The organism is Pseudoalteromonas sp. QJM3NY_22 (genome assembly GCF_056173065.1).
Genome location: NZ_CM149655.1, coordinates 517,993 through 540,959 on the forward strand (window position 1 = coordinate 517,993; position 22,967 = coordinate 540,959).

Consider the following 22,967-nt stretch of genomic DNA (forward strand, 5'->3'; position numbering starts at 1 on the left):
TCTTGTAGTTATTCATATGACTAATTCAGGAATGTTATGGACAATCAAGTTCTGCAGATCTTAAATATTGCGCCCAGAAATACGGGGCAAGATTTAGAGGCACTGCGTCAGCAAGGCATAGCTAGAATACAACAATTCGCGCCCAATACCTGGACCGATCACAACCGTTTTGATCCTGGTGTAACGGTACTAGAAGTGTTGGTGTATGTGCTGTCTGATCTCAGTTATAAGTTGGACTATCCAATTCCGGAGCTATTAGCGCAACCACATAGTGGGGGGAGTGTTAAATTTTACGAGCCCGAGCAAGTGTTATTTAGTCACTGTGTGACAGAAGATGACTATCGACGCCTTATTTTAGATTTACTAGAAGTTAAAAATGTACATGTTATATCGCGTCAAACCGAAGACTCAAATGCCACTGTTTTAGATTTTAATGTGCTGTTGTACTCAACTAATGACGACAAAAAAACAAATGTAACACAGCTGATTAGCCGTGTATTTAGCCAAGCTCGATGCGTGAACCATAGACTAGGTGATATTACATTTTATGACGTCAGTAAAGTGACAATAGGCATGACCTTGTCATTACAACATGTTGATAATTTAGTGGCTTTATTAACGGATTTGTATACGTTAATCGGTCGGGAGATCTCCCCTGATATCCCTAAGTATTCTGCGCAGCAGTTATTACAACTTGGCATGTGTACTGGGCAAATCTATCAAGGACCCAAATTACATCATGGCTTTGTACTAGATGAAGACTTACATAAGTCATCTTATAGCGTGCGCTTGTTTAGCTCAGACATTTTAAGTGTATTACATGGGTATGAAAACATAGAGCGCGTTAACGCGTTTCGGTTTTTAGCCGATCAGAATAATGCGAATGGGAACTACAATGCTCAAGATGGTTATGAGTTTTGGCAAATTCAATTTGGTAGCGATGATAACGAGCAAATCGTTAACATTGCGCAATTAGGCTTTGATGAAGATAATTTTTTTAATGACTTAAATTTACTGATTGATGGTCAGTCATATCAGCTAACCGAACAAGAAAAAATCCTGATACGCCAAGGTTTGCAGGTGCTTAATCAAGCTCCTCAAGTTACTCAGTCAGTCATGTTACCTAAATTTGAGCAAGCAGGGCATTTAGGATTAAGTGACTATCGTTCATTACAGAATGAACTTCCACAAGTGTATGCTGTTGCAGAGCACACCTTAAATGAAGCTATTGATAGTACTGAAAAGGCTCGATTACTACAGTTTAAAGGGTATTTACATCTGTTTGATCAAATACTGGCAGATCAGCATAAACAACTTGATGTTTTGCCCGATATTCTCTCGCTTCCAAAGCCGCAATCATTTGAAAGTTTGGGTAAGTTACTCGATTGTATGTTGGCTAGTGAGTCGTTAAATGCTCAACAGGTTGACGTATTTTGGCAGCATGCTTGCACTTTACCGCATTCGCAATTAAGTCAGGCGCTAGAAGAAATAAGTGGAATTGAGCATTTGTTAGATACTCAATCGCTTAATTACAGGCAGCGGGGCATGCAACACAGCCTTGAGAGTGACTTTTCTATTGCACAATTGACACGATTAAGTCAAAGCGTAGACCATTTACTAGCACGATTTGCTGAACGTCCTGTTGATAGTAATTTATTAAAATACAAAGCGGTATTTGCGCTTTATGCACCAAGCTTAAAAGATGAACGAGATCCTAACCCTGATGAATCATTGCTTGAGCGTTTGGTATTGTTGCGTCAGTACATAGATAAATGCCGCTTGCTAAGTGAGATTGGTGATTTAGGGCAGAATCGTTGTCGTGGTTTTGATTATCTTTCTAAAACTTTACAGTATCAGCATTGCAGTTCTATGGCTAAGGGTATTATGCGCCGCCTTGGCATGTCGCACCCTGGTCAAATGCCATTGGCCACCCATAACCGAGAAAGCTTTTACTTGGTTGAAGGGAGTTTACTTACAACGCCAGCACTGAGCGATACTTTACACGTCATTTTACCTGATTGGACAACTCGTTTTGCCACAGCAGAATTTCAGGATTTTGTACAACGTACGATCCGTGAATACACGCCGTTGCATATGCCTGTGCAATGTCTATGGCTAGACAGAGAAACGATGAGTTTATTTGAACGCTTATATTATGGTTGGTTGAATTATTTTGCGCAAACTCAACGTACTCGTTTTAGTGAGCAAAATGACACTCTGCTAAATATTACAGAGCAACTTAGCCAGCTACTAAGTTCTTTTTTAATTGAACCCAAAAGTACTGATGACAAAGGCCACACACATTGGCTGCTTGCAGATTTAATACTCACGTATCAAGCACTGCAGCATGGTAATTGGAATGCAATAAAAGCCACCATAGTGGAGCTACTCAATACCTACGATAGTGAACATTCAAATACTGATTTTATTATCACAGGGCAAAACGCTGATCAAATACATGATTCGGTTAATGAGAATATCCTAAGCCACGATGCGAACTTTCCCGATGGATTTGATGCCGATACTATTTTTTATCTAACAGCACAGCATCACATTGATGAAATCTGTCGCCCTAGTCTACAAGAGCATGCATCCCGTCAGCAGCGGCTCGCCATTAGCTATACGCCTTTGGCTTATTTAAAGCCACTTTTTCCTGTGTCTATTTCTGCTATTAATCCAATTTCGCCAGAGAAGTACCAATTTATCGTTGCTAACAGCACGCCAAATCGAATTTAATTAAGGAACACATAATGACTACACTTAATGATCAAAATGCGACGTTACCTGCGCATGCAACAACAGTAATTGAAAAGGAAAACCGCGATTCACTTATTGAGAAGTTTGATGATCTAAAAACGCCCTCAGGCAATGATTTTGAGACGTTGATCCGCTCTAGTTTCAATCAAGTAGATGATCCTATTCAAGTGGTTAAAGTAGATGATAAAAGTGAATTAGAAGTGTCTGCACCTCTGACTATCACATCTGATACACAAACCAATGAAAAGTTGAAATTAAGTGCTAACGAATTGAGCATGACACAAGGTGAGACGCAAACGCTAAATCTCGATAGTGACAGCATGGAAATGTTTGACGGTGTATTGTCGCTTTCAAAATACGATAAAAAGCTGCAAGTTTCGGGCACTGTACAAGCAAGTATGCTCAATGCGACTGCTCAGGTGAATACGGTACAACTTAATACTGATGCATTGCTGGTTAACAACGCCAGTACAGAAATCTTACGTGCCGAGCTTGATGAAAATACAGCACCTAAAGTCACGATATCTGGTGATGCAAACATCACAAAATCTGTTACAGCTAAATCACTTAATGTGACGGATACAATTGATGCGTCAGATTTGGTGGTGTCAGTATCATCGACACTTGCAAATGCCAGTGCCGATACATTAGTGGTTACAGGTAAAACAATACTTAGCGACAAGCTTGAAGGTGAAAATGCGATATTTACCAAGCATCTAGAAGTAAGTGACACATTAGGTGTGGGGATTGATGCGCAAAGTACGCAAGCTAAACTGCACATCTCAAAACGCAGTAGTGATATGGATGCCTTGCTGCGAGTAGATGACTATAACAACGATACCACGCCATTTTTTATTAATTCTGAAGGTAAGGTTGGTGTGGGCACAACGGATGTTGCTGCCGATTTTCATGTGGCCAGTGATGCGCTTTTTGGTGATATACGAAATGCGCATTATGTGAAGCTTAACGGGCTAGATAAAAGTCACTTTGAAGGTAATGTTAGTGTCTCTGAATCAATGTCAGTGGGTGTGAATGAATTACCGATTGACGCTGGAAGCTTAGCGGTATCAGGTAAGCTTGCATTGGGCAAAGTTAACGCTACGGCTAAGTTAGATGTGAATGGTAACACCGGAGAGCCATTATTAAATATAGCGACGAACGCAGCACAGTTTGTCAAAGTCACAGATGCCCCGTTGCTAGATGAATCAAAAATTACGGTGTACCAAGCAACTAAAATTAAAGATGCTTTAAGCGTTGAGGGACATGTCACTGGCGAAAGCGTAACAGTAAATCAGCACCTTGATAGTGATACAGCAACAATAAATGGCCAGTTAATTGCTGGCAGTACAACGACTGATAGTTTAACGGTGAACACTCACGCTGATATTGAACAAGCGCAGATTTATAATCAGCTTAATATTACTTCAAACAATGATCAACTAAACTGGGAGTGCGACGCAAAGCTTGCTGTATTGAGTAGTCCAAGTAACCCTTCAGGCGTTGAGATCAGTCATTTTAACGGCCAAGCAGTGACGCCTATCATCACCAGTAAGATGGATAAATTAGGTCTTTTTGAATCTAACCCAATGAAGCCCTTGCACGTAGGAGCTGATGCGCTGTTTGCGCACTCTGTAGATTTTGCCAGTGATATTAATGTATTGAACAATAACGGCGAAGCCATTTTCAGCGTCAACGATATGAATGTGGTTATGGGGAACAGTAATTTTTCCACACAACTTAGTGTGCATGGCGGTGCTGGTATTTTTGGTAATACAGAGGTTCATGGTCAATTAACGGTGGGTGTTGCCGGTAGTCCATTATTAAGAACTGCCAACTCGCAAGTGCATATCACCCAATTGAGTGAACAAGCGGCAATAAAAGTGGAACATGCCACTGAAGGTTTTGCAACTTATATGGCTGCTGGTCAACTTGCTATTAACCAGCCATTACCAGTATCTGATGTGAATTTTGCACTAACTGGCCAAGCTTGTGTGACTGGTCAAGTGCAGATCATGGGTGAGGCGAACTCGGGTGAAGAGGTTGCGCTTGAAGTTCAAGGCGACACTAAACTAAAAAACAAGCTGTGTGTTAATGGCACGGCTCAAGTTGACGATGGTTTATCACTTAGCGTAACGAATAATAGCGCGCAGCAACAAAAAGATGCCTTAGCTGTGCAAGGTTCTAGCCACCTAGCGGGCACTTTATCTGTGACAGATGCCGTTGATTTTCATAATGGCTTAACGGTAACAGATGGTGCTGTGACCTTTTCTGATAACTTCAATGCTAATGGTCCAACGACCGTCGATAATACACTTACAGTGAATGGCCATGTGAGTGTTATGGATGGTATGAAAATATCGCCCACTGAAAGCGGTAATGCGTTACTTGTTGAAGGCGGAGCGCAATTTGATACTGATGTAGAGATAGAGGGTGACTTAAATCTATCAGATAAACCGGCAAACGCACGGTTACATATTCAAGAGCAAGGAAAGCAAGGGCTTTATATTGAAAGGCAGGGAGGCCAGGCGGGTTTAGTATTTAACGACGGTCGATTAGGTGTGGGTGTTGAGCGACCCGATTATGCGCTCGATGTTGCTGAAGATAGTCAGTTTAGAAAAGACGTTGGGATCAAAGGGCGCTTAGAGGTCGATGAAAGTTTACATGTTGATGAGTATGCCAGCTTTAGAAGTAACATTAATGTGTACGGTAATAGCGAACTCGCAGGAGAAGCGCGCTTTGGTTTACCTTTTAGTAGCGTTATTGATGACGAATCAGCAGGTATGCCTGCAGGTATAGCACAAGTGGCTATTGACCAAAATCATTTTGCAAAAGCTTTTGCTGTTTACCATCAAGGTGCAAAACCCGTTGTGATTGAAGACGGTAAGCTTGGTGTACAAACCGACTCACCAACACAAGCATTGGATGTTAACGGCAATGCAGTATTTAGAGGTGATGTTGAGCTTAAAGGAACGTTGCACGGCTCTGGTCGATTAGAGTGCTTAGATGGAGCAAAAATATTTGGCGATGTTGAGCTGCGATCGGACTTAACTGTTAGTGATGATGTTCATCTCAAAGATACGTTGTTAGTGGATGGTATCTCAACATTTAATCGCCATGTTGAAGTGAAAAGTGAAAGTACATTCCAAGGTTCGGTAAGGCTCAATGATGAGCTTTCGGTCCAAAATCACACGTCATTGCGAGATACCCTTACAGTTGCTAAGCAAGCAACGTTCCAAGGCGGTATAAACATTGAAGGATTAGAGGTTGGTTCACAGGTGTCTGTTACACCAGCAGCCACGTTCAATAATGCAGTAACAGTGCATGGTCAAGTTAATTTACTTAGTACTTTGCAAATGGGAAGCCGTATAACGGGGCCCTCTATGTCGGTATTTGGCACTGAGGGTGAGCATCTTATCAATGTTGAGTCGGGCAAAGATGCTGCTCCATTAATGATTCAAGCTAATGGCCACGATGCCCTACACATAACATCAGAAGGTAATGTTGGTATCGGCACGCAAACACCAAGCCATAAATTAGATATTGAAGGGGATGTACGTGTTCGCAATGCATTGCTGGTGGATAATAGCTTAAGCTTTGCTGATGGTGCCATCATACAAAGTGATTGCACTGTTAATGGGTCACTTAATTCATCAACACTCCAATTGGGTGAAACCCAAATGATTGACTGTATATCAGCTGATGTTGATCTTGGTGGTGATATGGCTTCAGATGAAGCTCTGGCAACACAGGCTGCCGTAAAAGCGTATATAGATGCGCATTGTTGGTCGTGGGCTAAAAGTAACAAAGTACTGTTGATACAAAATCAGCAAGAGTTTGATGAAGTGATGAGCCGAGAGTTGCTCTGCAATGTGACTCTTTTACTACTGCCACACACCAGTCATCCACAAATGAACCGAGTTTACAAATTGAAACAACAAGTACGCATAGGTTCAAACGTTAGTATTATAGGTTTTAATGAACGAGAAACGCGCATTGTAAAAGAACATGCAGGGTGTCGCTTTTTAATTCATGGTCAAAGTGACGCGCTGATCAAAAGTGTTGAAATGCGTGGTTTTACCTTCGATGGTTCATTACTTAATGGTGGCTTGTATGAAGGTAATGGAGGCGCATTTCATTTACGTTATGTGCAAAGCACAAAACTTAATTGTGTCATCGAAAATCACCATGTTAATGGTGATGGTGGGGCTATTTACGGTGAGGCTGACGTCAGTGGTCTCGAAGCTGGCAATATTAAACACTGTTCAGCAACACGCCAAGGTGGCGGTGTGTATGGTGTGCGAGAGTCAATTTTAGATGTGTCGTCATGTCACTCTGAATATGGCGCAGGTGTTGCGTATTGCGATGATTGTCAAGTAGTTGCACGTGCTAACACCGCGGTGCTATACGGTGGTGGCGCATATAAATGTCAAAACCTGATGGCACAGGGTTATTGGCGAAGTAACCGTGCGGAGGCGAGTGTTGGGCATCATATTTATAGTGCAGGAGGAGACATTAGTCACGATGACCATACACATCAAGATTACTGGTGGCATGCATTATATTTAGATGGCCCAGTGATGTGTGGTACTCAACCTTGGCGCAATGATCACTTTTAATTATGAAACTAACCATCAAACAGTTTAGGGCTGATATACAGGCCCCTCAATCAGCTTTGCGTGCATCAGACATAACCTTGGATGATGTTCAAAGTCAATTTTCAGAGTGGATCATGCAAGGTCTATCACAAATGGACTGGCCTGAATTAGATGAATCAGACTTACAGCTTGATACGATTAAGTTACCTGATTTGGTTATTGATTTGGCTGAAATTGATTGGCAATTTGTAATGCTAGACCCATTTGCAGCGTTTAAACATTATGTTTATCCGCTGCTGAGCGACAGCATAGCAAGGCCATTAAAACAATACCGTAAACAGAACTCTGCTCAGTTCGCTGTGATAAATAGCCAAGGTGCAACTCGTCTTAATAGGGTTTCACTTAGTTTACTTATAAAATTAAGTAAACAAAATCCACAGGGAATAATGGCCAAGACGACGCTTAGACTTGAGTTAAAAAGGCAAATTAGTGAAGCAATTAAAACCATCTCTAACCCGCTTCAGCAACTCCAAGCAGAGCCAAATTGGCCGCAACTTAGGCAAAGGTTAGTACAGTTATTCAAACAAGATAAAACGGTACTCCTGTTGCTGGTGGCGCCACTTTATAATGCGCAAGAACAGCAAAGAGTTAGCAAATTGTTGGCTTGCTTAAGTATGGCGCAATGTGATCGTTTTATTCGCTTATTAGAATTTACGACGAGTATCACTGAGCATACTGAGCGCGAACAACAGTGCATTTTGTTGCTCTCACTACATGAATTATTTGTTGCCCATAGCGCTTTTAGCGAGCGATTATTACTACAAACTACTGCTGTACTTAATACACCTAAATATAGGCAAATGCTCAGCATGTGGTGTGTATTAAATAAAGCGCAGTGTAATAAAAAATTACTGAGTGATTTACAGCGTATTGTTACTAGTGCTGCGAAGCAAAGTGATCTAGCAATTGAGCTGGTTGAGCACACAGAGTTGGTTAACAATGACAGTAGGAAACTAAATATAGCCAAAAAAGTCAATGTTTTAGGGGTAAAGCAACAACAAACTTTAAAACAGGTATTAACATTATTACAGATCCTTGCTGATTCACATGCTTTACCAAAGCAAAGGCTAAAAGCTTGGTTCGCACTGCAGGTTATTCGCGCCAATCAAACACGACTAAGCGTAACTTTAGCTTCCAAATTAACCCAAATAACTCAAGCGGTCGGCGATACTTTTCGAAAGAGAGAAACACCGCAGCATACAGTAGATAAAATAGTAAAACTAACAGACAAGCTAGGTTCTGAAGGGCTATTTAGTTGCCACGTAAATAACCAAAAATTGGGAGTGTTGAGGCTCTATAGCTTGTTGAGTCGGTTGCCTGATGTGCCAGCTCTACTCTTAGAGAGACCGATTAAATGGCAAGTAAAAAAGCGTATACCTGAACAAGAAATACAATGCTGGTTTGATGACGTAAATAGATGGAGTAAGCAATATCAGCAAATAGCGACGAAGAAGCAATTAGATGAGTTCGCTATACAAGTTAACCATAATGAACTATCGACTGTGCTCAAACAGATTAAAATTTGGTTGGTGCAGTATCAACAAACGATGTCCCTAGATGCCTATGATCACATAGTACTACCTTGTGTTATTGAACTATTGAAAAGCTTACCTATTCAAAAAAACTCGAACTTATGGTTGCAATTACACAGTACAGAAAGTGGTCATGCACTTAATCGGATCGTTGAAAAGTTACAGGTAGAGTGTCAACGCGCTCTTTCAGATGAATCAACTACTCAAGCTAACTTAACCGGATTGTTATTTGATGGTGCGCAGAGTGAAAAAGCTATGCATGAGTGTTTAGATAAACTTTATCAAAAACTTAACCGCAATTTAGTAAACATGGTTCAAAGTTTTGAGCAACAACATGCTTTAACATCTGGGCAAACTGCAATGAATAACCGTGGCTCTATTACTTGGCAATGTTACGCTAGAGTCACCCACATGGCTAAATTTGGGTATAAATTACAGTTTTGCTATCAGCCATCATTACAGCGTGTTTATCGTTTTGTTTTAAATCAGCAAGTATGGCTTGCTAATGAACTAAGTTCATTACTTTTTGGTGAAATAAAGCAAGATGAGCAGTGCAAGCAGCTGCAAAAAATAATTACACAGCACGTTCAGTCGTTAGGTTTGATTGAAAAAGAGCTACTTCAAAAGTTACCGCTCATAGCGCGTGCCGAGGTTGGTTTGGATGCTTGGTTCACACCTTTGATTAGTCATGCAACAAAACATCTAACAGAAATGAATAGTGTATGGCTGCAGCCTTTTAATATTGAGGAACTTTATACATCACGCATAGCAAATTTCAATGATGAACAAGTTACGGTTTTTCAGCCACAAAAAAATGAGCGACGAGCTGACAGCGTTACTCATAACATAACCCAAGAATATGAGGTGGATGAAAAACCTCTAGCGGTGCAATGTAATTTGCAAAAGCATAAAGTTGATACGCATATTACACATGGAGCGGTATCAACCTTGGTTGAGGACGAGCAAGTGTCTTTCACTAAAGCTACCTTAAATGCCACTAAAGACGATGACAAACTACGTAATAATTTTCTACCAGATGTACTTACGCATGAAGATAACAATGACAGCGTATTGTTAAACATGAGTAGCGATATGAACATAAGTCATAAACCTTCAGAAACGTTTGAGTATAGCGATGAAAATCAAGTTAATGTCGATAAAACACAAGTGACACTCGATAATAATTCAGCGCAAGTGTCTAAGCTCAATATGCAAAAAATAGCGTTTGAAAATAATAATACACGTCAAAGTAAGGGGGGTATAAAACAAACTCAAAGCTCACATGTCGAGCTGGATATAGAGACAATTAAAGACGATGAAGTACACCATGGTTCAGCGTTATCAGCACAGAATAATAAGCTTAATAAAGTGAGTTCATATACAGAGGAAACCATAGGTACTCATTCATCAATATTAGTTAAACATGACGCAAAAGAAGCATTGATAGCACAGACGCTCGTAACTTCGCCTCAAGGAGAGAGAAACCAAGTAGTAACCCGCTCAGAAACGCTACTTAACGCATTAATGGCGGTTGAACGCGTTGATGAAACGCAAAACTTATTAGCTCATATAGAAAAACGAGCTGATGTTCAATCAACACTGCAAAATTCTGATCTCAAACAGGCAATTAAACAAAGTAAAAGACTTTTAACAAAGCTTGCCAGAACCACGTCTTCAGAGGGCGAAAAAGGGGTTGTTCAAAGTGCTATTTCACAAGTTAAAACGCAGCTAGCGCAATTACAACAAGTGAATGAACAGCAAAGTGAGCCTGTCACATTTGATGTGGGTTTGGTTATTCTATGGCCTTTTTTACCTACTTTGTTTACCAGGCTTGAGCTGATGGATGAAGGGGAGTTTAAAAACGATGACACGCAAATGCAGGCGCATGCCGTGCTTTGTTATATCGCTAATATTGATCCACTTATTGAAGTTAGTTTAACCGTTAATGCGTTGCTGGGACTGCCATTAGATACCCAAATAGAGGAACCCATTGAGTTGAATGAACAGACAATTATGGCAATTGATCATATGTTACATGCGCTTGTGAATCGTTGGGAAGTGTTAAAAAGAATGCCAACTATTGAGTTTTCTAAGATGTTTATTACACGAGAGGGGACGGTTGAGCAAACAGAATCAGGTTGTCATATTCGCGTAGTGACTATGCCGCAAGACGTTCTAATGTCAAAGTTGCCTTGGGGGCTTGGCATGGTGACATTGCCTTGGTTAGGTCAAGCGTTACTTCATATTGAATGGAAGTATGGTTTTTAACAAACAAGTTACAGAGGATTTTTATGCATACCTATAGCGAAACCAACACGCATGAGTTGATTCTTACACATCAGCATAAATCAACACTTTATGACGCTGCTAAAGCGAAAGCCGATAGCACTCGCCTACTTAGCGAATACGATCGCAAGCGTTACTTTGACGAGCTGTTTTCACACACAGTGTTAGCGCAGTTAAGTGATATAAAAATAGAGTTGGCCAGTCATGGTTACGCGAGTGAAGTTATAACGAAAACAGCTCAGTTAGAGAGTGGCAACACTGTTGTTGATTTTATTTATGAAGTCACATTTAAATTTAATGGTAATTTACAAAGTGACGACACAATAGCCTCCGGTGATAGTCAAATGGTATTTTTCACACAACCAGGCAGCAATCATATTGCTTGTCGTTATAAAACAGCACAGTTAAATAGTCAGATACAACACTTATATTTTGACGATGAAGGATACAGTCACTTTCTAGCGAATGGCGAGTCTAAGACTTTGTGGCACGGGCATTTAAGGAATCATTCAGAGCTAGCATCAATCCTTGATGATTTTATTTCACTTATTTTTATTGAAAAAAGGACTAGTTTGAGTCGAATTTAATTCACATTTCTAATGCCCGCACGTTATTCCTAGAAGTTCTAACAAAGGAAGTGATAATGGCAAATTATGTGCAGGCATTTGAAAAAGTCTTTGCTTTAAAGCGTGAAGCAGCAAACATTTATAGTGTCAATATTGAGGATCTCACCTGCTGGCAAACCATGAAGGACATTGGCTTCTCCTCATCTGAGCTATACCAACTATTTAAACATCATTACTGTGAAGAAATATGGCTGCAGTTGCAGGGAGAAAATATCCAGCAACAAAGTATTGCTAATTTAACCTGAGTTCTGCTTAAGCGATAACTAATGCGTTAAGCTCTACGTCAGTTAAATTAAGGTGTGGCTTCTTTTCTTTCAAGCAATAAGCCACCAATCCAGCGACTAAATTCAACATAAAGCCGTTCATACTCCGATGTCTTGAATGTTCAATGAAGGATATGTTCTTGAGCTGGTCATTAATTGTTTCGATTATAAAGCGTTTTGAAAGCATTGCTCTATCCCATAATGACATCGCTTTTGCCTTCATATTTTTGCGAACCGTCGTAATGAGCTTTACCCCTTTATCGAGTAAATCGGCTTCTAAAGCTTTACTTAAATACCCTTTGTCACCATATAATTTATCCGTCAGGCAGCTCGCTAACTCACGCACTGGTTGAGTATCATGTACATTTCCTGTTGTCACTTTCGCAGCAACAATTTCACCATGGTGATTAACGATTAAATGTAGCTTGAAGCCATAAAACCATCCCATTGTTCCTTTGCCACGCTGGGCTATTCCATCAAAGGTTTTGTGTCTTGGAATACGAATATTATGGCACACTTTAATACATGTGGAGTCAATGAATTCAACGCCTGTGGGTTTACCTTTAAGTGAAGTAAAATAGGCACACATCGGCACAATTACCCTTGGCATAACGGCTAAAAATCGTGTGTAACTGAGCAAGTTGGGAAATTCACTTTTGTACATAAGTGATACATAGCCAAGGTAGTAATTTTTGAAATCTCGGTGATGTGACATATGAAAACTAATAACAATAGTCATAATTTCACTGGTCGTCATACGTCCTGAACGCTGACGTTTTTGGGTGCCATCTTCGAGTAATTGTTTTTCCCATTGGGGTATAAATACTTTGCAAAAATCATCGACATCGCAAAATAATTCAACTAATTTAATCGTGCCTGTTCCTTGCTTATCCAATCGTTTTTGGTCGAAAGATCGGATCTCGGAACAGGCATTTAGTTCAATTTCTTAAACGAGATTCAGGTTAATTTATTATTTAAAGCATCAGTTAAAGGCTATGTTGACGAATTATTAGTGCAATTTCAGCAGTGTTTTTCACTCCCTATTAGTGGCGTAATGTGTTCGTACACGCTGCAACAAATTAATCAAACTGATCAGCCTAGGCTCACTATATGGCTTCGTTTATATACTCTTTATTTTGATATTTATGCCAATCAAACACACCTATATTCTCAACTCGAATATTCACCGGAACAACACTTTTTTAGTCCTCAAGTTTGGCTTCATTAAGTAGCCCTATTTAAAGACGTAACCCTCTTCCATACTCTCCTTCCTTCTCCTGTTAATAACGACTATTGCAGCGACTGACTAAGGAGGCTTTTGCCTCCCCCTCCTTCCCCAAAAAATTTATCAATCAGAGGAGTAATTTTGATGAAAAAAAATTTTGAGAGTTCATCGGACTGCGATGCAAAAACCAAACCTAACCCCGAGCTTGAGCAAACAAATATAGATCAATCTACCAATCGTACTATGCCTCAAGATATTGTCATTATGTTAATAGGACGATGGGCGATGCCCACTACGGTAGTGTTAGTCTTAGTAACTTGCCTTGCTGGATATTTTCTTGAGCTTCAAGCGTTTACTGCCGTGGTAGGAATGATATCGCCGGTAGTGATGGCACTAATTATGGTCATAAAAGAAGCTTTGATAGGAGGTAGAAACAAGCGTAACCGAAAGAAGTAACAAAGCTGGCAGTAAGTTCCCATGCAGTTATCAAATTCAACAAAACATAAGACCGTAAGGCGATTATAAGGGTAGGGCGTTTATCAAGAAGTTTAAAAGTAGAATAGTTACCAGCAGCCGTTTATCGAAATAACTCAGAAATAGAGAAAGATATAGGTTGTTACTGTATAGATTAAAGCTTGGAGGGCCACATAGTCACAATAGGCGGCTCGCCTTACTGCTACGGATGGTAAAATTAATTTACTGTCTAAAATTAGTTGATCACTCCCCTCATTGATAAAGTGATTAATGCGGGGAGTTTAACGTTTTCAGATATTGAAAACGTTTATGTGTATCTTTTTTACACTAACCCCTCATGGTAACAAACTCTTCTGAGCCAGTCGGGTGAATAGCCACAACTGCATCAAAATCAGCTTTAGTTGCACCCATTTTCATGGCAACTGCAAAACCTTGAATCATTTCATCAACCGCAAAACCAATACCATGTAGGCCAACTACTTTTTCGTCTGGGCCGGCACATACAAGCTTCATTTTACAAGGCTGGCGATGTTTAGTTACCGCTGTGTACATAGCCGTAAAGCCAGATTGGTAAATCTTAACGTTTTCTTCGCCATACTGAGAAATAGCTTCTTGCTCAGTAAGACCAATAGTACCAATTGGTGGGTGACTAAATACAACAGTAGGAACTAGGCTGTAATCCATTTTTAAATCATCAGGTAGTTCTTTATTAAATAAACGTTCTGATAAAGTACGCCCTGCTTTAACTGCTACAGGCGTAAGTTCAATACCGTTTTCGATAATATCACCAACAGCATAAACGTTTTTAGCTGTGGTATTTTGAAACTCATCAACTTTAACAAAACCATCGCTGTTAACTTCTACGCCGGCAGCAGCTACATTAATTGCGTCTGTTGTTGGCTGGCGGCCAATGGCCCAAATTACTTGGTCAACATTATGAGTTTTGCCATTATCTAAATGCAGCGTTACAGAGCCATCATCTTCTTTAACTAATTTATGAGGTACAGATTCTGTATGAAGAGTAGGGCCTTCAGCAGCCATAACATCAACAAGTGTTTCAACTATGTATGGGTCAAAGTTACGAAGTGGAGAATGTTTACGAACAAATAAATGTGTTTCAGTACCTAAACCGTGTAATACACCAGCAAGTTCGACGGCTATGTAGCCTGCGCCAATAACGGCAACGCGCTTAGGTTGCTCTTTTAGTTCAAAAAAGCCATTTGAATCGATACCGTGCTCAGCGCCTTCAATATGCGGAATGCTTGGGCGACCACCTACTGCAATTAATATATGGTCGGCTGTGTAGTGCTCGCTGTTTACTTCAACTGTTTTATTATCTACAAATTTAGCAAAGCCTTTAATTACAGTAACGCCATTGCTTGCAAGGCCACTGTCATAACCTTTATGAATTCGGCCTATGTAGGCTTCACGGCTTTCTACTAACTTGCTCCAATCAAAGCCTTTAACTTCAACATTAAAGCCGTAATCTGGGGCATATAAATTAATTGCTTCAGCAACCTGAGCACCGTGCCACATTACTTTTTTAGGTACGCAACCCACGTTTACACATGTGCCGCCCATGTGTTTTGCTTCTATAAGTGCTACTTTAGCGCCACGCATTGCCGCTCTATTTGCAGAGGCAATACCACCACTGCCACCACCGATTGCAATATAATCAAAGTGTTGTGTCATTTTATGTCCTTAGGCGTTGAGTTTTATGCGCATTAGCATAACATTAAGTTTTAAAAATAAAGAGTGTTTAGGTGACCTATGTTTAGTAAAAAAACATTCGAATTTCTTGCTCAGCTTGATCAAAACAATAATAGAGACTGGTTTAACGACCATAAATCACAGTATGAGGAATACGTAAGAGAGCCCGCTTTAGATTTCATTAGGCAAATGCAAGCACCACTTGCGGAGGTTTCTAGCCATTTTGTCGCATCAGATAAAAAAGTCGGCGGTAGTTTAATGAGAATCCATAAAGACGCGCGTTTTAGTAAAGATAAAACCCCATATAAGATTAATGTAGGAATTCAATTTCGCCATTTTATGGGAAAAGACGTACACGCCCCTGGTTTTTATTTTCACTTAGCAAATGACGAATGTTTTATAGGTGCTGGTATTTGGCGACCAGAATCAAAGGCGCTTAATGCAATTAGAACCTGCATAGATGAAAACCCAAATAGCTATAAAAAAGCAATTTATGATGAGCAATTTAAATCTATATTTGAAATGTCAGGAGAGTCGCTAAAACGCCCACCAAGAGGTTTTGAAAAAGAGCACCCCTTAATAGATGAGCTCAAACGAAAAGACTTTATAGCCATTAGCCCACTTACTCAAAAGCAAATATGCAGTAATAACCTAGTTGATACGGTGTTAGAACGTTATAAAGTGGCCGACTCATTAATGGGTTATTTGTGCTTTGCTTTAGAGCAACCTTATTAAAATTAAACAACTTAGAAGCGGCTGAGTTGTTTTTTTACTTTTAGACCCAATTTAAAACGTAATGCATTAACGCAAAGAGAGTATTTATGAGCAACCCACTAATTGGCCTTGAAGGCTTACCACCATTTTCAAAAATAAAGCCTGAGTACGTAGTACCAGCACTAAAAGACGGTATTGAGCTTTGTCGTAAAGCCATTGATGACGTGTTAGCGAAAGGTTCGTACACGTGGGATGACTTAGTATTACCCCTTGAAGAAGCCGACGACAAATTATCGCGCATGTTCTCCCCTGTATCGCATTTAAATTCAGTAATGAATAACGACGAATTACGTGAAGCTTACGAGCAGTGCTTACCGTTAATATCTGAATATTCAACATTTGTAGGTCAGCACCAAGGTTTATACAATGCGTATAATACGCTTTATAACAGCGACGAATTTAAAACGCTGACTACAGCACAACAAAAAACAATTACTAATGCGCTTCGTGATTTTAAATTATCGGGTATTGCATTAGCACCGAAGCAGCAAAAACGCTACGGCGAAATTAGCGCGCGTTTATCAGAACTAGCCTCAAAATTTGGCAACAACGTAATGGATGCCACACTTGCTTGGCACAAACACATTACTGATGAAAGCGACTTAGCTGGCTTGCCAGAATCTGCTTTAGCGCTTGCAGCTGATACTGCAAAAAGTAAAGAGTTAGACGGTTGGGTATTTACCCTTGATTTTCCGTCGTATTTACCAATTATGACTTATGCAGATAACCGCGAATTACGCAGAGAAACTTACACCGCGTTTTCTACGCGCGCGTCAGATCAAGGCCCTAACGCTGGTGAATTTGATAATTCTGGTATTATGAGCGAGGAGCTTGCGCTTCGCCATGAACTTGCACAGTTACTAGGATTCAACAGCTACGCTCAAAAGTCACTGGCAACTAAAATGGCCGAAACACCAGCGCAAGTATTCTCGTTTTTAGAAGACCTTGCTGCTAAATCAAAACCACAAGCAGAGCAAGAAGTGGCAGAGTTAAAAGCCTATGCTGAGCAAAAACATGGTATTTCTGAATTACAGGCATGGGATTTTGGTTACTACAGCGAAAAACTTAAGCAAGAAAAATACGCTATTTCAGATGAAGTATTACGTCCTTACTTCCCAGCAAATAAAGTATTAAGTGGCTTATTCGAAACCGTTAACCGTTTATTTGGTATTAGCGTAAAAGAAGTTACTGACTTTGATACTTATCACAAAGATGTACGCTTTTTTGAAATTGTAGATAGCAGCAATACCTTACGTGGACGTTTTTATCTCGATTTATATGCACGCGACCGTAAACGCGGTGGGGCGTGGATGGACGACTGTATGGGTCGTAAAGTGCGTGCTAACGGCGAACTACAAACTCCAGTGGCTTATTTAGTGTGTAACTTTAATAAAGCGGTTGGCGATAAACCTGCATTGTTTACTCATGACGAAGTGACAACCTTATTCCACGAGTTTGGTCATGGTATTCACCACATGCTTACACAAGTTGATGCTGCTCCTGTTGCGGGTATTAATGGTGTAGCGTGGGATGCGGTAGAGCTTCCTAGTCAGTTTTTAGAAAACTGGTGTTATGAAGAAGAAGCATTGAGCTTTATTTCAGGCCATTATGAAACGGGCGAGCCGTTACCTAAAGAGCTACTTGATAAGCTACTAGCGGCTAAAAACTACAACTCAGGCATGCAAATGCTACGTCAGATTGAGTTCTCGTTATTCGACTTTAAAATCCACAATGATTATAAAGCGGGTGAAGAGTGTCAAATTCAAGCCGTACTAAACGATGTGCGTAGCCGTACCTCGGTCGTTAATCCACCTGAGTTTAACCGTTTTCAGCATGGCTTTAGCCACATTTTTGCAGGCGGTTACAGCGCTGGTTATTACTCATATAAATGGGCTGAAGTACTCTCTGCTGATGCTTATTCTAAATTTGAAGAAGAAGGTATTTTCAACCCGCAAACCGGTCAAGCCTTCATGCAAAATATTTTAGAAAAAGGCGGCAGTGAAGAGCCAATGGAATTATTTAAAAAGTTCCGTGGTCGTGAGCCTAATGTTGACGCGTTACTACGCCACAGCGGTATTGCAGCTTAAAAAGCTAATATTTAGCACAAACCAAAGTAAAGCGCCTAAATGGCGCTTTTTTATTATCTAAATTTTAGGGCGTGTTGATCTTTGGTGGGTGAATTTGCAGCAGACTGTTTGGTATTTAGGCAAGGCAGAGCCTATGTAGTGTGGTTATTCCCCATAAATAGGCGATAACGCAGCATAAATGCCAAACATGCGCTGCCCTTTGGGCTGAGGGATCCCCACTTTATCCAGCGGCCTCTTTTTGATAATTAAAAATAAAGTTTTTTAAACTTTTTTCTATATAGCTTTGTGTAATACGTCTCTTACATAGCTTTATGACTTGCTTGGCTAAGGTTAAAAATGAAAGAACTCGGCGATTCTTAACACTATTTGCTTGAAATTTTATATGCCACTTTCTTTTTTCTGCTTCACACCCTATAAACCATAACGCAGTGCTCGCTATTGTGGCTATCAAGCATAATATTCCTATTCTATTTATGCCGGTGCTTTTACTAAAACGCCACGAAAAACCATATCTCAAACTTTTGTCATCGCGGAAATTTTGCTCTATTTGCATTCTTTTACTATATAAACCAACTACTCGCTTACTCGTCATTGTATTGTCTGATGTCGCGAGTAACCATGGCTCTTTCGCTAAGTTTTGATACATTTTTGTATCTTTCGTAAATCTGCTTTTTCCTTTTCTTCCTTTATTTTTTCCATGATATACGTGTAAAAATGTATCGCATGCTGTCGGGCTGGACTGAGTTAGTCTTGCTTGACCTAACGCCTTTGGTATATCGCTGGCACCAGCCCTAAGTTGTTTTAATGTATGCCATTGTGATTGCATGGCTAGTTTACACTTCATTGAGCCTCTTAATCGACCTATCATATGCCAACCAAGTTCGCGTACTTTACTATACCAAGGCGTAAGAAAGCCGCCGTCTGTTACAATATAGACACTAGGATGTCGTCCAAGCACTTCATAAAGTTCATCTAAAAACAGGCTGTTGGTTGCTGGGCTATCAAAATTCTTCTGCTCAACAATCATGTTATAAATCACGATAGAGCGCCCATCCACAAGTAAGCTTGCTCGCAGTAAGTGATAGTCGTGACCGCAGGCACCGCTCCAGTCAACGGCAATTGCAAGCATTGGTAAAGAGTCGATAATAGGATGAGCTAATGCTTTATAGATAGCGACCCTTTCATTGTAGAGGTGAGTATTTTTTAAGAAGCGATCAACGCGTTTTATTTTATGTTTTACATCCACAGCGCCAGACAAATTTCTGCCGATTTCAGTTAAGGTAAGTTTATTGCCCGAAATTAATGCATTACTGCAGCTTAGTAATGTTTTTACTCTGGCATTATTGAATGGCGCTAATGCATGTTTAAAGTACTTATGGCAAACTGATGTGTCAGGCATAGCAGTTGTGACTTATGTGGGTTGTGGTGATTTACATAAGATCATAAATTGCTGTGCCTGTCACGTTTTGGGGATTCGTCAGCCCTTTGGGTTCTTTCTAGGGACGATTAACTCTTTGTTGCTCGGTTTTTACTTAGCCCACTAGGTTACAAACCTCGCGCCGCGATTTAATCGCCCCTAGATTGAACAAATTTCAATCCACAAAGATCAATACGCCTTAACTTATTCCCTAATATTTTTAGTAAATTCAGTCTACCGAGCTATGCTCTTAACATACCTAATAAAATGGACTAGGGCATGGCAAAGCTAATATTGGCAATTGATGACGATAAGTTGGTTCACCATATAATAGAGGAGTCTTTAGCAGGGTTTTGTAAAATTATTCATGCAAAAGATGGGGATGAAGGTTTAAGGCTCGCTAATAAATATAACCCAGACATTATTTTGCTCGATATAGAAATGCCGGGTAAATCAGGCTTTGAAGTTTGCCAAACGATTAAAAAAAATGAGCTAACCAAAGATATTCCCGTTATGTTTTTATCATCCAACATTGAGTTGGCTGATCGTGTTAAAGGTTACAGTGCTGGTGCATCTGACTATATAGCTAAGCCTTTTAACGCAGAAGAATTAATGGCGCGTATAAAAGTGCTTTACGAATATCGACAGCAAGGCATAAAGTTAAAATATGATGTAGCGCACGCAAATAAAACAGCCGAAATGGCCATGACTGAATCAGGTGATATGGGCCGAATAATACGCTACGTTGGGCAAAGTTATCATGCTAATAATTTCTCATCATTAAGCGAATATTTTTTAGCATTTTTTACACATTTAGATTTAGATGTTGTTGTTGTTTTTTGGTATGAAAGTAGAGGCATATTTTATTCTCAGCAAAGTGCAGTGTGCCCATTAGAACAAGAGTTATTAGAACAACATAGGCATGCACAGCGGTTTGTCGATATTAGCTCCAGCACAATTATTAATTACCCTAAAATATCATTACTGATAAAAAACATGCCCGTTGATGATAGCGCTAAATTTGGGCATTACAAAGATTTGTTTCCACACATATTGGAGATCACCAATGAAAAAGTAATCACTATACAAAATAATGAAAATAGCTACGAACAGGCCACGCAAATAGGCATCGTGCTTGAAGACATAGTGAAGCAATTAGATTCTCAGAGCCAGGCAAAAAACAGTATTGCTAAACAGCTTATAGAGCAATTAAGTGAGCTTGATAGTGCAATTAAAGTGCAAAAAGAGAGTGATAATATTTGTGATTTAACGTCTTACTTTACCAAGCTAGATAAAACTATGCAGTTGTTTACTTCTGCTAATAGCGATTTAGCATTTATTAAATGTCAGCTTAAGCAAATTAGTGAAACTCGTAATGGGCTACTCGCTAGCTTGCGTAGTAACTATAGTGAAGTTGTCTTACAAAATACCACTGAAAATAACGATATAGAGCTATTTTAGTGCTTTAACCTGTACTGATTGATATACTAAATAGGTATTTTATCGTCGGAGTGTAGAGTGGTTATTCAGTGTGCTTTTAAAGAGTGTCGCCCTTATTTAAATGAGTTAGAAACGAGTTTTGGTTTGGCTCAATGGGCAGAGCAAAACAATGGTTTTCGGCTGAATTACGACGATAGCGGCTTGAGTTTATATAAAACGGATGAACCCAAATTAGGCGCGATCAACGTTGATTTTGTAACCGGCGCAGCGGCGCATAGGCGCAAGTTTGGTGGAGGTAAAGGCCAAGCAATTGCCAAAGCGGTTGGCTTAAATAAAGGCGCAACGCCCGTAGTGCTTGATGCAACTGCCGGCTTAGGGCGTGATGGTTTTGTACTTGCGTCACTTGGATGCAACGTTATATTACATGAGCGCCACCCCGTAGTCGCCGCGTTATTGTATGATGGTTTGCAACGTGCTTATAACGACATTGAAATTGGCGCATGGATGAAGCAAAGCATGAGCCTTATATTTGGTTCAAGCCACACTCTACTATCGCAATGTGAAAGCATGCCCGATGTGGTTTATTTAGATCCTATGTTCCCGCATCGCGAAAAATCAGCATTAGTAAAAAAAGAAATGCGTGTATTTCAAGAGCTTGTTGGTGCAGATACCGACGCTGACGATTTACTCGAATTCGCCTACCCACTCGCCAGTAAGCGCGTAGTAGTAAAACGTCCCGATTACGCCCCATTTTTAAATGACAAAACCCCAAGTATGCAAATTAAAACCAAAAAGAACCGTTTTGATGTGTATGTAAAGGCGGCAATGGTTTAAAAATAACAACGCGATAAGCTTCCTACATAGATGTCTTGTCGCTGAAACCATAATTTAAAATAATTGCCTGCACTAGGATAGTCGTTATCTTTAAGCTGGATAATTGACTTCGCAATAAATTCATAACACCTTGATTATTATTTATCCATCCCAGATTAACATTCAAAAGCATTAATGCTGTCGTTAATAATTTTTAATTTATATTGATTAGATGTTTTTTAAATGTTAAAAAGACAACGTTGTTTATTTTCTGTGCCCAAGCGTAACCATAAAATTTTAGTGCAGAAAATATATTCACACGATAAAAAGACAACGTTGTTAATTTGTATGATGAAATCAACATTAATAATTAAAATGAGGACACACACAATGCTCATATTTCGAAAAAACAAACTTGCAGTTAGTGTTAATACAATTCTACTGGGCTGCACGTTACCACTCAGTGTTGTTGCCGCTGAACAGCTGCCAGAAAAAGCTATATCTAGTGATGGTATTGAAATAATAGAAGTTTCATATGGTTATGGTAGTGTCAAAAAGAAAGATTTAACAGGTGCGGTGAGCACTGTTAGCCTTGAAGATGTCGTTGACTTGCCGTCTGGTAATATCATGAAAAATTTGCAAGGGCGTGTACCTGGTTTGCAAATTACGACGAGTGGCTCACCCGATTCTACAGCAACGGTGCGTATTCGGGGGCAAGGTTTGGGACCTTTAGGTAACAACGATCCCCTTTATGTTGTTGATGGTGTACCCACTAAATCGGGCATGCATGAACTAAATAGCCACGATATTGCAGATATACAGGTACTAAGGGATGCGGCAGCTGCAAGTATTTTTGGTGCTCGCTCTGGTAATGGTGATGAGATGGACGCTCCCTTAAACGGCGTCAA

At 40.0% G+C, this 22,967-nt stretch carries 13 protein-coding genes and 1 pseudogene; 11 read left to right on the forward strand and 3 right to left on the reverse strand.

Annotated features, from left to right (window positions below; genetic code table 11):
- Window positions 1-36: 36 nt before the first annotated feature.
- From AC0VZ4_RS02415 to AC0VZ4_RS02435, 5 genes are read left to right on the forward strand one after another with little or no spacing between them, the layout of a single operon-like run.
- Window positions 37-2,736, forward strand: coding sequence for a hypothetical protein (locus tag AC0VZ4_RS02415; protein WP_475440800.1), 2,700 nt, complete (start codon window positions 37-39; stop codon window positions 2,734-2,736).
- 14 nt (window positions 2,737-2,750) lie between these two features.
- Complete coding sequence (locus tag AC0VZ4_RS02420; RefSeq protein WP_475440801.1) at window positions 2,751-7,373, forward strand: hypothetical protein; 4,623 nt, start codon at window positions 2,751-2,753, stop codon at window positions 7,371-7,373.
- Between the two features lie 2 nt (window positions 7,374-7,375).
- Window positions 7,376-11,212 (forward strand): contractile injection system tape measure protein, encoded by a 3,837-nt coding sequence (locus tag AC0VZ4_RS02425; protein WP_475440802.1) that lies wholly within the window; start codon window positions 7,376-7,378, stop codon window positions 11,210-11,212.
- Window positions 11,213-11,235: 23 nt separating this feature from the next.
- Window positions 11,236-11,817: a hypothetical protein gene (locus AC0VZ4_RS02430; RefSeq protein WP_475440803.1), complete on the forward strand. Its 582-nt coding sequence runs from the start codon at window positions 11,236-11,238 to the stop codon at window positions 11,815-11,817.
- 56 nt (window positions 11,818-11,873) lie between these two features.
- Window positions 11,874-12,101 carry a hypothetical protein gene (locus AC0VZ4_RS02435; RefSeq protein WP_475440804.1) on the forward strand — a complete coding sequence of 76 codons (228 nt, stop codon included), beginning with the start codon at window positions 11,874-11,876 and terminating at the stop codon, window positions 12,099-12,101.
- 7 nt (window positions 12,102-12,108) lie between these two features.
- On the opposite strand, the gene AC0VZ4_RS02440 is transcribed toward AC0VZ4_RS02435, so the two are convergent.
- Entirely contained in the window at window positions 12,109-12,990 is an 882-nt protein-coding gene (locus AC0VZ4_RS02440) for an IS982 family transposase (RefSeq protein ID WP_475441605.1), read from the reverse strand.
- A 498-nt stretch (window positions 12,991-13,488) separates the two neighbouring features.
- Between AC0VZ4_RS02440 and AC0VZ4_RS02445 the strand changes: the two genes are divergently transcribed.
- Entirely contained in the window at window positions 13,489-13,800 is a 312-nt protein-coding gene (locus AC0VZ4_RS02445) for a hypothetical protein (RefSeq protein WP_475440805.1), read from the forward strand.
- A gap of 345 nt (window positions 13,801-14,145) precedes the next feature.
- Here AC0VZ4_RS02445 and gorA read toward each other — a convergent pair whose 3' ends face one another.
- A complete protein-coding gene (gorA, locus tag AC0VZ4_RS02450) occupies window positions 14,146-15,510 on the reverse strand; it encodes a glutathione-disulfide reductase (RefSeq protein ID WP_475440806.1) in 1,365 nt (454 codons plus the stop codon).
- 78 nt (window positions 15,511-15,588) lie between these two features.
- Between gorA and AC0VZ4_RS02455 the strand changes: the two genes are divergently transcribed.
- Together AC0VZ4_RS02455 and prlC are read left to right on the forward strand one after the other, a co-directional pair.
- Window positions 15,589-16,263, forward strand: a complete 675-nt coding sequence (locus AC0VZ4_RS02455; protein ID WP_096792398.1) for a DUF2461 domain-containing protein — start codon at window positions 15,589-15,591, stop codon at window positions 16,261-16,263.
- A gap of 86 nt (window positions 16,264-16,349) precedes the next feature.
- Window positions 16,350-18,389, forward strand: a complete 2,040-nt coding sequence (gene prlC / locus AC0VZ4_RS02460) for an oligopeptidase A (RefSeq protein WP_475440807.1) — start codon at window positions 16,350-16,352, stop codon at window positions 18,387-18,389.
- Between the two features lie 220 nt (window positions 18,390-18,609).
- Here prlC and AC0VZ4_RS02465 read toward each other — a convergent pair whose 3' ends face one another.
- A complete protein-coding gene (locus AC0VZ4_RS02465) occupies window positions 18,610-19,788 on the reverse strand; it encodes an IS4 family transposase (RefSeq protein WP_475440808.1) in 1,179 nt (392 codons plus the stop codon).
- A gap of 297 nt (window positions 19,789-20,085) precedes the next feature.
- Here AC0VZ4_RS02465 and AC0VZ4_RS02470 point away from each other — a divergent pair, with 297 nt between their 5' ends.
- The 3 genes and pseudogenes from AC0VZ4_RS02470 to AC0VZ4_RS02480 form a co-directional block, all read left to right on the forward strand.
- The gene (locus AC0VZ4_RS02470) at window positions 20,086-21,267 is read left to right on the forward strand and encodes a response regulator transcription factor (protein ID WP_475440809.1); all 1,182 of its coding nucleotides are present in this window, start codon (window positions 20,086-20,088) and stop codon (window positions 21,265-21,267) included.
- 57 nt (window positions 21,268-21,324) lie between these two features.
- A complete protein-coding gene (locus AC0VZ4_RS02475) occupies window positions 21,325-22,080 on the forward strand; it encodes a class I SAM-dependent methyltransferase (protein ID WP_475440810.1) in 756 nt (251 codons plus the stop codon).
- 369 nt (window positions 22,081-22,449) lie between these two features.
- Window positions 22,450-22,923: pseudogene (locus AC0VZ4_RS02480) on the forward strand (TonB-dependent receptor plug domain-containing protein); the annotation flags it as partial.
- Between the last annotated feature and the right edge of the window lie 44 nt (window positions 22,924-22,967).

Bases quoted from the DNA above. Each gene is read 5' to 3' on its own strand.
- AC0VZ4_RS02415 (WP_475440800.1), top strand. From the start codon at position 37: ATGGACAATCAAGTTCTGCAGATCTTAAATATTGCGCCCAGAAATACG.
- AC0VZ4_RS02420 (WP_475440801.1), top strand. From the start codon at position 2,751: ATGACTACACTTAATGATCAAAATGCGACGTTACCTGCGCATGCAACA.
- AC0VZ4_RS02425 (WP_475440802.1), top strand. From the start codon at position 7,376: ATGAAACTAACCATCAAACAGTTTAGGGCTGATATACAGGCCCCTCAA.
- AC0VZ4_RS02430 (WP_475440803.1), top strand. From the start codon at position 11,236: ATGCATACCTATAGCGAAACCAACACGCATGAGTTGATTCTTACACAT.
- AC0VZ4_RS02435 (WP_475440804.1), top strand. From the start codon at position 11,874: ATGGCAAATTATGTGCAGGCATTTGAAAAAGTCTTTGCTTTAAAGCGT.
- AC0VZ4_RS02445 (WP_475440805.1), top strand. From the start codon at position 13,489: ATGAAAAAAAATTTTGAGAGTTCATCGGACTGCGATGCAAAAACCAAA.
- gorA (WP_475440806.1), bottom strand. From the start codon at position 15,510: ATGACACAACACTTTGATTATATTGCAATCGGTGGTGGCAGTGGTGGT.
- AC0VZ4_RS02455 (WP_096792398.1), top strand. From the start codon at position 15,589: ATGTTTAGTAAAAAAACATTCGAATTTCTTGCTCAGCTTGATCAAAAC.
- prlC (WP_475440807.1), top strand. From the start codon at position 16,350: ATGAGCAACCCACTAATTGGCCTTGAAGGCTTACCACCATTTTCAAAA.
- AC0VZ4_RS02465 (WP_475440808.1), bottom strand. From the start codon at position 19,788: ATGCCTGACACATCAGTTTGCCATAAGTACTTTAAACATGCATTAGCG.
- AC0VZ4_RS02470 (WP_475440809.1), top strand. From the start codon at position 20,086: ATGGCAAAGCTAATATTGGCAATTGATGACGATAAGTTGGTTCACCAT.